At 30.7% G+C, this 13,263-nt stretch carries 12 protein-coding genes; 8 read left to right on the top strand and 4 right to left on the bottom strand.

The window, feature by feature from the left end:
- Positions 1-27: 27 nt before the first annotated feature.
- From AXE80_RS02720 to AXE80_RS02750, 7 genes are all read left to right on the top strand, one after another.
- The gene (locus AXE80_RS02720) at positions 28-708 is read left to right on the top strand and encodes a phosphatase PAP2 family protein (RefSeq protein ID WP_068824367.1); all 681 of its coding nucleotides are present in this window, start codon (positions 28-30) and stop codon (positions 706-708) included.
- Positions 708-2,291, top strand: a complete 1,584-nt coding sequence (locus AXE80_RS02725) for an ArnT family glycosyltransferase (protein WP_068824368.1) — start codon at positions 708-710, stop codon at positions 2,289-2,291. Before AXE80_RS02720 ends, AXE80_RS02725 begins: the two co-directional genes overlap by 1 nt.
- A 22-nt stretch (positions 2,292-2,313) precedes the next feature.
- Complete coding sequence (locus tag AXE80_RS02730) at positions 2,314-3,981, top strand: ArnT family glycosyltransferase (protein ID WP_083194482.1); 1,668 nt, start codon at positions 2,314-2,316, stop codon at positions 3,979-3,981.
- An 89-nt stretch (positions 3,982-4,070) separates the two neighbouring features.
- Positions 4,071-5,018 carry a glycosyltransferase family 2 protein gene (locus AXE80_RS02735; protein ID WP_068824369.1) on the top strand — a complete coding sequence of 316 codons (948 nt, stop codon included), beginning with the start codon at positions 4,071-4,073 and terminating at the stop codon, positions 5,016-5,018.
- Positions 5,005-5,898, top strand: coding sequence for a lysylphosphatidylglycerol synthase transmembrane domain-containing protein (locus AXE80_RS02740; RefSeq protein ID WP_083194484.1), 894 nt, complete (start codon positions 5,005-5,007; stop codon positions 5,896-5,898). The genes AXE80_RS02735 and AXE80_RS02740 overlap by 14 nt, the downstream gene beginning before the upstream one ends.
- Positions 5,899-6,066: 168 nt before the next feature.
- A complete protein-coding gene (gene rpsA / locus AXE80_RS02745) occupies positions 6,067-7,860 on the top strand; it encodes a 30S ribosomal protein S1 (protein WP_068824370.1) in 1,794 nt (597 codons plus the stop codon).
- A 117-nt stretch (positions 7,861-7,977) separates the two neighbouring features.
- Entirely contained in the window at positions 7,978-8,832 is an 855-nt protein-coding gene (locus AXE80_RS02750; RefSeq protein WP_068824371.1) for an N-acetylglucosamine kinase, read from the top strand.
- Between the two features lie 57 nt (positions 8,833-8,889).
- On the opposite strand, the gene AXE80_RS02755 is transcribed toward AXE80_RS02750, so the two are convergent.
- The 4 genes from AXE80_RS02755 to AXE80_RS02770 form a co-directional block, all read right to left on the bottom strand.
- Positions 8,890-9,663 (bottom strand): hypothetical protein, encoded by a 774-nt coding sequence (locus tag AXE80_RS02755; protein WP_068824372.1) that lies wholly within the window; start codon positions 9,661-9,663, stop codon positions 8,890-8,892.
- 182 nt (positions 9,664-9,845) lie between these two features.
- Positions 9,846-11,105, bottom strand: coding sequence for a UDP-N-acetylmuramoyl-tripeptide--D-alanyl-D-alanine ligase (locus AXE80_RS02760; protein ID WP_068824373.1), 1,260 nt, complete (start codon positions 11,103-11,105; stop codon positions 9,846-9,848).
- A 6-nt stretch (positions 11,106-11,111) separates the two neighbouring features.
- Positions 11,112-11,816 carry a 16S rRNA (uracil(1498)-N(3))-methyltransferase gene (locus AXE80_RS02765; RefSeq protein WP_068824374.1) on the bottom strand — a complete coding sequence of 235 codons (705 nt, stop codon included), beginning with the start codon at positions 11,814-11,816 and terminating at the stop codon, positions 11,112-11,114.
- Positions 11,817-11,828: 12 nt separating this feature from the next.
- On the bottom strand, positions 11,829-12,905 hold the full coding sequence (locus AXE80_RS02770; protein ID WP_068824375.1) for a transporter: 1,077 nt from the start codon (positions 12,903-12,905) through the stop codon (positions 11,829-11,831).
- A gap of 98 nt (positions 12,906-13,003) precedes the next feature.
- Between AXE80_RS02770 and AXE80_RS02775 the strand changes: the two genes are divergently transcribed.
- The gene (locus AXE80_RS02775) at positions 13,004-13,258 is read left to right on the top strand and encodes a hypothetical protein (RefSeq protein WP_068824376.1); all 255 of its coding nucleotides are present in this window, start codon (positions 13,004-13,006) and stop codon (positions 13,256-13,258) included.
- Positions 13,259-13,263 lie beyond the last annotated feature (5 nt).

Raw genomic sequence — 13,263 nt, forward strand, 5'->3', positions numbered from 1 at the left:
ACTTTGTGATTTAATCACTGTATAGTTATGAAGATTAATCATAAGGTTTTATTACCGTTTTTAGTTTTAATAGTATTGTCTTTATTCTTTTTTGCTTACGCCAAAGGAGAGGTGGTTTTACTGATTAATAAACATCATACTTTATTTTTAGATAGATTTTTTACTAGCCTAAGCTCTATAGGAAATACCATGAGTATTTTCTTTTTTTTAGCTATTGTGTTAAGATATAAATTAAAGTTTTTATACTTTTTTGTTTTGGCTTTTTTAATTGAATCTACAATTGTGATCCTTTGTAAGCATCTTATTTTTGATGGTTTTCCTAGGCCATATTTAATGTTTGAAGCCAAAGGAATTTTGTCTCAAATAAACTTTGTAGAAGGGGTAAGAGTAAATAAAAGAGATTCTTTTCCATCTGGTCATACGGCTTATGCATTTTTAATAGCGACTTATTTTTCTTTAAAGATTAAAAAAACACTTCCTGCCATTGGTTTGTGTTTGATTGCTACGCTTATAGGAATTTCTAGAATGTATTTGGTACAACATTTTTTTATGGATGTTTTTGCGGGAGCAATCGTAGGAGTTTCATCTGCATATGTAGCCATTGTATTGATAAAGAATTCTCGTAAAAAGAAATGGTACAACATGAAAATAAGGTTTACTCCAATGCGTAAAAATTGGATAGAATTTATTCCAACCCCAGAAAATTAATGAAGTTTTTTGATCTTAAAAATCCATTATGGTGGATGTTTTTACTTGCTTTTGTTTTGTGTCTTTTTGGTAGCGGAAGTTCTATTATTTACATTTTAGATGAAGCAAAAAATAGCGAAGCAGCAAGAGAAATGTTGCAATATGGAAATGTTTTTAGGCCTACTTTTAATGATGTTATAAGAACAGATAAACCTCCTTTTCATTATTTTTTTATGATGATAGGGTATAAATTGTTTGGTGTAAATGCCTTTGGAGCAAGGTTATTTTCTGCATTGTTTGGAACATTAACTATTTTGATGACTTTTATTTTTACCCAAAAACATTTAGGGGATAAAATTGCAAAAATCACTTTTTGGATATTATTGTCTTCGTTTTATTTTATTCAAGAATTTCATTTGGCAGTTCCAGATCCATATCTAATTTTTTGGATGAGTTTGATCTTTTTTTGTTACATAGATTTTTTTATTTCAAAAAACGTTAAAATACTTTGGTTGCTGTATTTTTCTATGGGTTTTGGTGTTTTAACTAAAGGACCTGTAGCCATTGCTCTACCGACTTTGGTAGCTTTTGTACATTTAATTTTGGTAAAACAATTTACTTTTAAACAAATTTTATCATTTAAACCTTTTTTAGGGTTGATTTTGGTTTTATTGATTAGCGTTCCTTGGTTTTATCTTGCTCATATAGAAACACAAGGGGTTTTTACTGAAGGATTTTTTTTAAAACACAATGTGGCTAGGTTTCAAGATAAAATGGAAGGTCATGGAGGTAGTTTTTTAATCACCATAGGTTTTGTGTTGTTGGGCATGTTACCGTTTTCTTTATGGATTTTTAGAGCATTGTTTTTGGCTTTAAAACAAAAAGGACAAAATAAATTCTTGTTTTTTTGTTCTGTTGCAGTTGTTGTTTTTGTAACCTTTTTTGCTATTTCTGCTACTAAACTTCCTAATTATACCATGCCTTGTTATCCTTTAATAGCAATTGTGTTGGCTTGGTTTTTTAATGAGGTTTTGAATGCTAAAAGTTTTAAAGGGAAATATATTGAATGGGCTTTTTTAATTTTAATAGCAATCGCTTTACCTGTGGCAGGGTATATTGGTTTGTCTTTAGAGAGTTCTTTAGAGTCAAAAAAATGGATTGCCTTGTTGTTGGTTTTTATTCCTATAGGAGTCGTTGTTGCTTTTTACTGTTTTATTAAAAAGAACTTTGTAATAAGTTTTAAAATAATCTCATCAATATTTATAGGGTTTAGTTTGTTGTTGTTTGGTTTTGTTTTTCCTCAATTAACAAAAGAATCTCCTGTAGAAAAATTTAAGGAAAGCATAGCTAGTCATAGACCAGTAATAGTATACAAAAGAATGGATGCAGCTTTTCCAATCAACTTTAACAGAACTTATAAAATTGTAGATACCGTAGAAGAGATTGAAACTTTTTTTAAGGAGTTTCCTAATGGTGTTGTAATGACCAATACAAGAAATAAAGATGAAATAAATGAATTAAGTATCTTTAATCAATTATTTTCGCAAAAAAGTTTGTTCGAAAATCATACGACTAGAGTGTATGAAAAAGATCAATCAAAATAGTTGAGTAAAAATTTATGACCTTATGATTTTATCAAGAAGAGATCTTTATGTTCTTTATCCATTATTGTTACTTGTTTATATAGCAGGTTTGTTTATTCCAGTGATGGAAAACGATTCTGCACAACATGCAACCATGGCGATGAGGATGTATCTTGAGAATGATTTTTTACATATATATAAAGGAACTCATGATTATTTAGACAAGCCACACATGCATTTTTGGTTGGCGGCTTTGTCTTTTAAACTTTTTGGAATATCTGCATGGGCTTATAGATTACCAGCTTTTTTATTCACCTTAATTGGTGCCATGTACACTCATAGATTGGCAAAATATTTTTATGGAAGAAAAATAGGTCATATGGCTTCATTGGTTTTTTTATCATCTCAAGCGATTATTTTGTCTAATCACGATGTAAGAACTGATGCAGTTTTAACTGGAGCTACTATTTTTGCTTTGTATCATTTTGTGAAATATTTAGATAGGCAAACTATTAAAAACGTGATTCTAGGTTTTTTAGGATTGGCTATTGGTTTTTCTACCAAAGGTCAATTGGCCGTTTTTGTTTGCGGAATGGTTTTGTTTGTACACGTGTTGTATGCAAATAAATGGAAGTCGGTTTTCTCATGGAAAGTATTGGTAGGGTTGGCGAGTTTCTTTCTTTTCATCAGTCCCGTTTTATATGCTTATTATATTCAGTTTGATTTGCATCCAGAGAAAGTATTTAACGGCCATTCTAACATTTCTGGAATTAAATTTATTTTATGGGATCAGAGTTTTAATAGACTCACAGCTACAGGATTTGGGAATACAAGTCCAGATTATTTGTTCTTTTTTCACTCTATTCTTTGGGCATTTTTACCATGGCCTTTAATTATGTACACAGCAATGTTTAGCAACATAAAAAGAGCTCTTAAATATAAATTTAAGTCTTACGAAAGTTTTGAGTTGATGACTTCACTTGGTGTTTTACTGGTTTTATTGGTGATTAGTACCTCAAAATTTAAGCTACCACATTACTTAAACAGTTTAATTCCGTTAATGTCTATTTTGGTAGTTGGTTTTTTATGGTATTTACAAAAAAGTCAAAAAGTTAAATACATAAAAAGATGGTTTAATTTTCAAGTAGGATTATTTTCGGTATTGTCAGTTTTGGTGATTTATTTATGTTTTTGGGCATTTCCAGTTCATCATATTTCTATCATTATTGGTTTAGTGGTGATTGCTGTTTTGTTAATTCTCTTTTTAATCAAAGAAAAAGCAAGTCCTTTTAGAAAATTAATTGTGAGTTCTGTTGGTTTTATGATTTTGATTAATTTTTGTTTAAACACTCAGTTTTATCCTAATTTGTTACAATATCAATCTGGAATTACAGCAAGTAAAATCATCAAAGAAAATAATATAGATGTGAATCATTTGTATTTAAGAAAAGATATAGAAGCTTGGTCTGTTAGTTTTTATGCCCATAAAAATTTAAAAGAAGTTTCAGTTGATGAAATTCCGAATCAAATTAAAAAAGGAGAATGGGTGTATTTAGAAGAGGCTTCTTATTTAAGAACCCAAAAAGAGGGAGTAGTGTGGTCAAAAGTTTATCCTTTAGATCACTATAGAATTACGAGATTAAAAATGAAATTTTTAAATCCAAATTCAAGACCATCAACTTTGAGTAAAAGATATTTGGTGCAACGATAATTATTAAAATATCAAAATTATTATTTAGCAAACAACTTGTTTTAGTTTTAGGATTATGAGTAAGTTTGTCAAATCGAAATAAAAGAAAAATGAGTAAATCAAGTTTGTTATCTATTGTAGTTCCTGTTTATAATGAAGAAGGGAATGTAACCTTGTTGACAGAAAATATAGACAACGGTTTAAAAGGATATAATTACGAAATTATTTATGTTGATGATTGTTCTACAGACAATACTCGTAAAGAGGTAAAAGATTTAAATCATCCTAAAGTAATTTTGGTTGAACTTAGAAAAAACTACGGACAAAGTTCTGCTATTGCTGCGGGAATTGATATTGCCAAAGGAGCGTATATTATTACGATGGATGGAGATTTACAAAACGATCCATCGGACTTACCTGCGATGTTAGACAAATTGATAGAAGATGATTTGGATATGATAACAGGGATTCGTCAAAAAAGACAGGATAATTTTTTAAGAACTTTACCCTCTAAAATTGCGAATTACATCATTAGAAAAACTACGGGTTTACATATTACAGATCATGGTTGTGCTATTAAAATTTTTACAGCCGAAACTGCAAAAGGATTAAAATTATATGGAGAAATGCACCGTTTTATTTCTTTGGTTACTTTTATGAATGGAGCAAGAATATCAGAAATGCCAGTAAAACACCATGCTCGTCAATTTGGAGTTTCTAAATACGGATTGGGGAGAACTTTTAAGGTGATTAATGATTTGTTATTGATTTTATTTCAACGTAAATACTTGCAAAAACCTATTTATCTATTTGGAAATATAGGGTTGAGTTTTGCTGGAGTAGGAATGTTAATCAATTTTTATTTGTTAATTCTTAAACTTTTAGGTGAAGATATTTGGGGAAGACCATTATTGATTTTAGGAGTGATGTTAGTCGTGATGGGAATTCAGTTTTTTACCGTTGGAATTATTATAGATTTGTTGATGAAAACTTATTACGAGTCTCAAGACAAACGACCATACAACTTAAGAAAAGTAACTACTTTTGAAAAAATATAAAGTAAAAAAAATAGCAGGAACAGTATTAAAAATAGGAGTGAGCGTACTCCTATTTTACTTTGTGGTAACTAAAATATCTTTTGCAGAGGTATTTAAGATTATCAAAAACAGCAATGTCTTGTTATTGCTTTTAAGCGGTGTTTTTTTACTTTTATCTCAGTGGGTCTCTTCCATTAGGTTAAACACTTTTTTTCATTCCTTAGGTTATCACTTGTCTAACAAAAGCAATCATGTGTTGTATTTAATAGGAATGTTTTACAATTTTTTTATTCCTGGAGGAATAGGAGGTGATGCTTATAAAGTTTATAAGCTTCATAAAAAGTTTGATTGGAATGTTAAAAAATTATCTGCCGCCATTTTTATAGATCGCTTTTTAGGATTGACTGCTATTGGAATGTTATTGGTTTTGTTGGCAGTTCCTTTTGTACAATCTTTAGGATGGATTTCTTCAAATTTTATATTGATTGGAGTAGCAGTTTTGTTGTTGATTTTAATTCCATTAATGGCTTTTGCCTTGGTGCAAAAACTTTTTCCCTCATTTAAAAAAGTTTACATTAAAACTTTAGGCTTGTCTTTAGTAGTGCAAACACTACAATTAATTTGTGTGTATTGTTTGGTCTTAAATTTTAATGTGGTTTCTGATTTGTTTGCCTATTTATTAGTGTTTTTAATTTCGGTAATTTTATCAATAGTTTCTTTTGCAGGAATTGGGGTAAGAGAATTTGTGTTTTATCAAGCAGCAGATTTACTACATTACAACAAAGATATTTCAGTAGCTATTGGTTTACTGTTTACTTTTTTAACAGCACTATTATCATTAATTGGAGTTTTCTTTCAGCTTAAAAAGGTGAAATTATCTCTACAAGAAAAAAATAGTTAACTAGCTGTTTTTGTGTGTGCTTACTTAAAAATATTTTGTATATTTGCAGTCCTTTTTGGCGAGCTAGGTTAAGAAAAGGAATAAAAACAATTTAATTTAACATCTTTAGTTGTTGTTACTCGCTCTAAAAACATAACTATCAGCTAGATACAAATTATTTTTAGACACATGTCTGAAGCAAACCAAAACGCAGCGGAAGCTCAAGAGCAAGAAACTGTACAAGTAAACCCACAAGAATTTTTAGCAAACTTTAACTGGCATAAATACGAAGAAGGTATTGATGAGGTTGATGAAGCTCAATTAAAAGAGTTTGATGCTGCATTAGAAGGAACTGTAGGTTTCGTAAATGAGCGTGATGTAATTGAAGGAACTGTAGTTCGTATTACTGACCGTGACGCGATCATCGATATTAACTCTAAATCAGAAGGAGTTATTTCTTTAAACGAATTCCGTTACAACCCTAACTTAGCTGTTGGAGATAAAGTAGAGGTTTTAGTTGATAGAAGAGAAGATCACTCAGGACAATTAGTATTGTCTCACAAAAAAGCAAGAGTAATCAAAGCTTGGGATAGAGTTATTGCTGCTCAAGAATCTGGTGAAGTAGTTAACGGATACGTTAAGTGTAGAACTAGAGGAGGTATGATTGTTGATGTTTTCGGAATTGAAGCATTCTTACCAGGATCTCAAATTGACGTTAAGCCAATTAGAGATTACGATCAGTATGTAGACAAAACAATGGAATTCAAAGTTGTAAAAATCAACCACGAATTTAAAAACGTTGTTGTATCTCACAAAGCTCTTATCGAGGCTGATATCGAAGTTCAGAAGAGAGAAATCATTTCTGGATTAGAAAAAGGTCAAGTATTAGAAGGTATTGTTAAAAACGTTACTTCTTACGGTGTATTCGTAGATTTAGGAGGAGTTGATGGTTTAGTACACATTACTGACTTATCTTGGTCAAGAATCAACCACCCATCTGAGGTAGTTGAATTAGATCAAAAATTAAACGTAGTAATCTTAGACTTTGATGACAAGAAAACTAGAATCCAATTAGGATTAAAGCAATTGTCTCAACACCCTTGGGATGCTTTAGATGCTAACTTAACTGTTGGTGATAAAGTTAAAGGAAAAGTAGTTGTTTTAGCTGATTACGGTGCATTCATCGAAGTTGCTGAAGGAGTTGAAGGATTAATCCACGTTTCTGAAATGTCTTGGTCTACTCACTTACGTTCTGCACAAGATTTCGTAAAAGTAGGTGATGAGGTTGAAGCTCAAATCTTAACTTTAGATAGAGAAGAGCGTAAAATGTCATTAGGTATTAAGCAATTACACCCAGATCCATGGGCTGATATTACAGCTAAATACCCTGTAGGTTCTACTCACAATGGTATTGTACGTAACTACACTAACTTTGGTGTGTTTGTAGAATTAGAAGAAGGTATTGATGGATTGGTTTACATTTCTGACTTATCTTGGACTAAGAAAATTAAGCACCCATCTGACTTTGTTGCTGTAGGTGATAAATTAGATGTACAAGTGTTAGAATTAGATGTTGAAAACAGAAAATTAAACTTAGGACACAAACAAACTCAAGATAACCCTTGGGATGCTCACGAAGCGAAGTTTGCTTTAAATACTGATCATGAAGGAACAGTTAAAGAGAAAAACGACAAAGGAGCTGTTGTAGACTTTGAAGATGGAGTTGAAGCATTTGTACCTGCACGTTTATTAGAAAAAGAAGATGGTTCTAAAATCAACAAAGGAGATACAGCTACTTTTAAAGTAATTGAGTTCTCTAAAGAATTTAGAAGAATTGTAGCTTCTCACACTGCTACATTTAAAGAATCTGAAGCTAAAAACGTAAAAGCTCAAGCTAAGAAGGTTGAGTCTAGCGAAAAATCTACTTTTGGAGATATCGCTGGTTTAGCAGATTTAAAAAAGAAAATGGAAGAAGGTAAATAATTCCTTTTTTTAATATCATTTAAAAGCTGTTTTGGGTTTCCAAAACAGCTTTTTTTTATCTCTAATTTGTATATTTGAACTTTCTTAAAACTAACCTTTTTTAAAATATAATTTTTTATGATATTAATAGCAGATGGTGGGTCAACCAAAGTAGATTGGATTGCATTAAATAGCGACAAAACAGAAAGATTTAAAACTAGATCTGAAGGGTTAAACCCAGCTATTGTAAGTAAAGAAACTTTAAAGAAAAGGGTGTTAGATAATATTAACTTAGGTCCTTTAAGAGATGAGGTTACTCATGTATATTTTTACGGAGCAGGTTGTGGTACCCCTAAAGCTATTGCTGCTCTAAAACAGGTTTTTCAAGAGATTTTTGTACATGCAGAAATTGTGGTGGCAGAAGATATGTTAGCAGCTGTGTATGCAGCTTCTGAAGCAGAACCAGCAATTGTTTGTATTTTAGGTACGGGTTCTAACAGTTGTTATTTTGATGGTAAAGAAGCTAAATCTGCAACAGCCTCTTTAGGTTGGGCAATTATGGATGAAGCTAGTGGTAATTATTTTGGTAAACAATTGATTAGAGATTACTACTACAAAATTATGCCTGAAGAAATTAGAACTAAGTTTGAAAATGATTTTAATTTAGAAGACGATTATATCAAACACGAATTGTATCAAGGAGAAGCTCCAAATACCTATTTAGCAAGTCATGCTGCTTTTATGTTTGATTTTAAAGATCATGATTATATTACAGGATTGATAGAAAATGGAGTTGATGAATTTTTCCGTTATAGAGTATTGCCTTATGGAAAAGGTCAAGAAACACCAATTTACTTTATTGGTTCAGTAGCTTTCTATTTTTCTCATATTATTGAAAAAGTTGCTGCAAAATATCAATTAAATTTTGCAGGAGCAATCAAACGTCCAATAGACAATATGATTGCTTATCATAAAAAATACTTAATTAAATAAGTGTTACACACAAAAAAAGGATACTGATTTCAGTATCCTTTTTTTATGAATTAATAATTATCGTTTCTTATTTTTTTTAGCATCATCATTACTAGCTTTTACGTATTTGGTATTGTTACTAGTTCTTCTGTATGAATTGCTGTTTTCTCTATAGCTTTCTTTTTTATTGCGGTCTTGTTTTTTAAGTTCCTTACTGTTGTTTTCTCTTTGTTTGTTTTGAGAGTAGCCTCTTTGGTTTGAATATTTTCTATTTGGTTGTTTTTTAGTTGAGTGACCATATGATCTTTTTACAACAGTGTTATTTCTGTATGGTTTATTATATACAATAGTTCTTCTTACAACAGGTCTTTGATAAGATTGGTAACAAGGTCTGTAGTTGATGTTATAGCGGTTTACATAACCTCTTCTGTTGTGAACAGCTCCATATGAGGTATAGTATATATTAAGGTTTCCAATATTAGATACCCATCCTTGGTAATTGTAGTTAATGTTAACATTACCAATTCTTGTTACTTTTCCATAGTGGTTATAATATATGGGAGTCCTTTCAATTTGTACAATGGCTCCGTACCTATCTTTTTTAATATAAGGCTCGTAATGGTAACCAGAGTTAAAACTAATATTGATGTTTCTTGTATTTATAGAGACACCACTTGTAGGTTGACGAATGATATTAAAATCAAATTCTCCATTGCTAAAAACAGCGTATTCTACCCCATTTTCAATAAATATAAATGGCTTTTGTGAAGTAGATTTATAATCAGTATTTGTTGCATTTGCTGTAAGACTTAATAATAAACAACCAGATAAAAATAAATATAAAGTTTTCATGATGTATTGTTTTTAGTGAGACAATATTTCTGTATCTACAGAAACCTAACATAGGTTAGAAGCCAAACAACGTGCCAAAATCTTAAATCATTGTTTTTTGCTTGTTTAGCAAAACAAAAAACCGACTGTATTTTTTGTAAAATAACAGTCGGTTTAAACTTTTATATCTTGATGTTTTGTCTTTATAAAAGATCGAGAATTCTTTCTAAAGCCATTCCTCTAGATCCTTTAATTAAAAGAGTTGTGTCATTAAAATCGGCATCAAAATTATTTTTTAAATCTTCAAAAGAAGTATAGAATTTAGCACCTTCAATTTTTTGATTGTAAAAATGGGCTCCTACAAAAATAACCGAGTTAAAATTACAGGATAATACTTTGTCTACAATTGCTTTGTGTTCTTTACTGCTAGTTGTTCCAAGTTCAAACATATCTCCTAAAATAACAGCTTTAGCATTTTGGTTAAGAGCATTAAGATTGTCTATAGCAGCTGCCATACTTGTAGGATTGGCGTTGTAAGCATCTAAAATTATATGCGTGCTTCCTTTCTCTATAATTTGAGAGCGGTTGTTTTCTGGTTTGTAGTTTTCTATTGCTTTCTTAATATTTTTACTAGTAATGTTAAAATGTTGACCAATAGCTATGGCCGCAATAATATTATTATAGTTGTACTTTCCAATTAAATTACTTTGGATTACTGCTCCTTTATGGGCTATTTGTACATAGGGAGTTAACTCTAATAAAGGTGTATCATGCGGGTTGATATATACACATTCACAATAATCAGATTGTTCTACTTGAATTTTATCTTCTTGGTTTACAAAAGCAATTCCTTCGGCATTAGCAATATAATCATACATTTCAGACTTCCCTTGTATAATTCCTTCTTCAGAGCCAAAACCTTCTAAATGGGCTTTTCCAAAGTTGGTAATGTATCCAAAGTTTGGAGCTGCAATAAAACACAAATGCTGAATTTCTTTTAAATGATTAGCTCCCATTTCTACCACTCCAATTTCAGTTTCGTTAGTCATGTTTAACAAAGTTAATGGAACTCCAATATGATTGTTTAAATTCCCAATAGTTGCATTTACTTTGTATTGAGTAGCAAGAACTTCTCTAATTAATTCTTTGGTAGTGGTTTTTCCGTTGCTTCCTGTTAAAGCAACAATAGGGATTCCTAAATACTCACGATGACAATGAGCTAAATGTTGTAGTTTTTCTAAAACATTATCAACCAAAATAGTTCTTTCATCAATGTAAAAATCTTTTTCATCAATAATTACATAAGCGGCTCCTTTTTCTAAAGCAGCTTGTGCAAAAGTATTACCATTAAAGTTTTCTCCTTTTAAAGCAAAAAAGATAGCTCCATTGGTAATTTTTCTAGTATCGGTAGTAAAGTTTTGTTTCTGATTTAAAAACAATTCGTGTAAATCTGCTGTTTTCATAGATGACTATAATAAGGTCATTAAAGAAGTGATATAAACCCCTGCGGTTTCGGTTCTTAATCGGTTGTGACCAAGAGTTACAGGAATAAAATTTAGGTCAAGTGTTTTTTGAATTTCTTTTGGAGTAAAATCTCCTTCGGGTCCCACTAACACTAAAATATCATTTTCGGGTTTGGCAATGTGTTGTAAAAATTGTTTGTTGTTTTCGTCTTCACAATGCGCAATAAATTTTTGACTAGCTTTTTGATTTTTTAAAAAATCATCAAACAATATTGGTTCGTTAAAAACAGGTACATAAAGTTGTAGGGATTGTTTAACAGCAGATTGAATAATTTTTTTCATTCTATCTACTTTAATTACTTTCCTTTCGGAGTTTTTACAAATAATTGGAGTGATTTCATCAATACCAATTTCTACAGCCTTTTCTAAAAACCATTCATACCTATCGTTTAATTTGGTTGGGGCAATAGCAATGTGTAAATGAAAAGGACGGTTTTTGCTTTTATGCTCTGTTTTAATAACATTTACCGTACATTTTTTTTCGTTGGCAAAAGATATCTCAGTAGTATAAAAATGTCCATTTCCATCGGTAATAAACACAGTGTCTCCTTCAGATTTTCTTAATACTTTAATCAGATGTCTACTTTCTTCTTTGTCAAAAATAAAAGTAGTATCTGTGGGTTTTATATGTTCGCTAATAGATAATATCATAAGGTAAAAGGATTAGTAGCTTAAGATTACATCTTCTAAAGGTTCTTTTTTCTTCTTCTTCTTTTTCTTCTTCTTTTTGGCTTTCTTTTCTTTTTTAGGCTTTTCTTCTTTTACAGTTTTTTTAGATTCTTTCTCTTTAGGAGCCTCTTCAAGAAGCGTATCTATAAATTCGTCTTCTTCAATAATTTCTTTTTCTTTTTTGGCTTTAGGAGCTTTTTCTTCTTTAGGTTCATCAATATATTCCCATCTATCATAATGTCTGTCTATTCTAAAGGCGAGATTTAAGCCTACTTCGTGTCCTGAAATTTTATTACCGATGGCTGCATTATAATGAATTCCAATCGCTAAATCTTTGTTAACAAGAAATGGAGTACCAACTCCTACATTAAAGAAATCAAAATCTGTTAAATGATGATATCTGAACTGAAAATAAGGATTGAATCTTCTTGCCACCACATAAGAGGAAGAAATAGAATAAATAAATTCTTGATAAGCTTCTCCAATATATTTTAAATCGAACTGATTGTTGATGCTTAGTTTTTTATTGATGTTGTTTTGCGCAATAAGACTAACACTACCGGTAGTTGTATTTTTGTTAAAATCTGTATTACTCAAAGGAGTGTTAACATAAGCAGCAATACCAATGCTAGGAATTAAACCGTTGTATTTAAATCCGTATCGTCTTTTCCAACTCTTTTTTAATTCAGGACTTTCCTTGTTTACATGGTGGTACAACAAATATTTTAATCCTATAGACAGATCTTCTGTTCCTAAAATTTGGTTAGATGCACCGTTTAGGGTTACATCACTAGAAGTAAATCTGTGTTTTAAAGTAGCTTGTAATCTTTCTGACCAAAATCCGTATTGAAGGTTGATATCATTGCTAAAAGAACTAGCTTTACTGTTAATGTTTTGATTGTTATTATTGTTGTAAAACAAAGTGTTTTCTACCTGAAAAACTCGCCTACCTACAGCATAAGGTGTTTCTGTATCACCAGGCGTATTGGCATTTATAATGCTTGTGTACTGGGCATGATTTGTGTTGGTAAATAAAATAAAACAAAAAATGCAGAGAAGAATTCGATTCATGAAAACAGAAAAATTATTAGCTGTAAATATAATATTTTATAGTAGAGCGGGTAGGTTCGTTTTCAAATTATTATTTTTGAACAACTAAAGAGAAATCAATGCAAGAAGCCGGATTTATAAATTTTATTAGAACACTATTAATTATACTTGCCGTATATTATATTTTTAAGTTTTTCGTAAAATATGTGATACCTGTATTGTTGGTGAATTACGTTCAGAAAAAAACAGGGCAGCAAGTTAAGAAAGAACCTGTTGAAAAAGAAGGAACAGTAACTATAGAAAGAAAACCATCACAAAACAATAGGGTAGATGATAGTGTTGGAGAGTATGTAGATTACGAGGAAATAGATTAATTCCA

The sequence above is a fragment of the Wenyingzhuangia fucanilytica genome (genome assembly GCF_001697185.1).
Taxonomy (GTDB): domain Bacteria; phylum Bacteroidota; class Bacteroidia; order Flavobacteriales; family Flavobacteriaceae; genus Wenyingzhuangia; species Wenyingzhuangia fucanilytica.

Bases quoted from the DNA above. Each gene is read 5' to 3' on its own strand.
- AXE80_RS02770 (WP_068824375.1), bottom strand. From the start codon at position 12,905: ATGAATCGAATTCTTCTCTGCATTTTTTGTTTTATTTTATTTACCAAC.
- AXE80_RS02725 (WP_068824368.1), top strand. From the start codon at position 708: ATGAAGTTTTTTGATCTTAAAAATCCATTATGGTGGATGTTTTTACTT.
- AXE80_RS02775 (WP_068824376.1), top strand. From the start codon at position 13,004: ATGCAAGAAGCCGGATTTATAAATTTTATTAGAACACTATTAATTATA.
- AXE80_RS02720 (WP_068824367.1), top strand. From the start codon at position 28: ATGAAGATTAATCATAAGGTTTTATTACCGTTTTTAGTTTTAATAGTA.
- AXE80_RS02765 (WP_068824374.1), bottom strand. From the start codon at position 11,816: ATGATATTATCTATTAGCGAACATATAAAACCCACAGATACTACTTTT.
- AXE80_RS02760 (WP_068824373.1), bottom strand. From the start codon at position 11,105: ATGAAAACAGCAGATTTACACGAATTGTTTTTAAATCAGAAACAAAAC.
- AXE80_RS02735 (WP_068824369.1), top strand. From the start codon at position 4,071: ATGAGTAAATCAAGTTTGTTATCTATTGTAGTTCCTGTTTATAATGAA.
- AXE80_RS02755 (WP_068824372.1), bottom strand. From the start codon at position 9,663: ATGAAAACTTTATATTTATTTTTATCTGGTTGTTTATTATTAAGTCTT.
- rpsA (WP_068824370.1), top strand. From the start codon at position 6,067: ATGTCTGAAGCAAACCAAAACGCAGCGGAAGCTCAAGAGCAAGAAACT.
- AXE80_RS02730 (WP_083194482.1), top strand. From the start codon at position 2,314: ATGATTTTATCAAGAAGAGATCTTTATGTTCTTTATCCATTATTGTTA.
- AXE80_RS02750 (WP_068824371.1), top strand. From the start codon at position 7,978: ATGATATTAATAGCAGATGGTGGGTCAACCAAAGTAGATTGGATTGCA.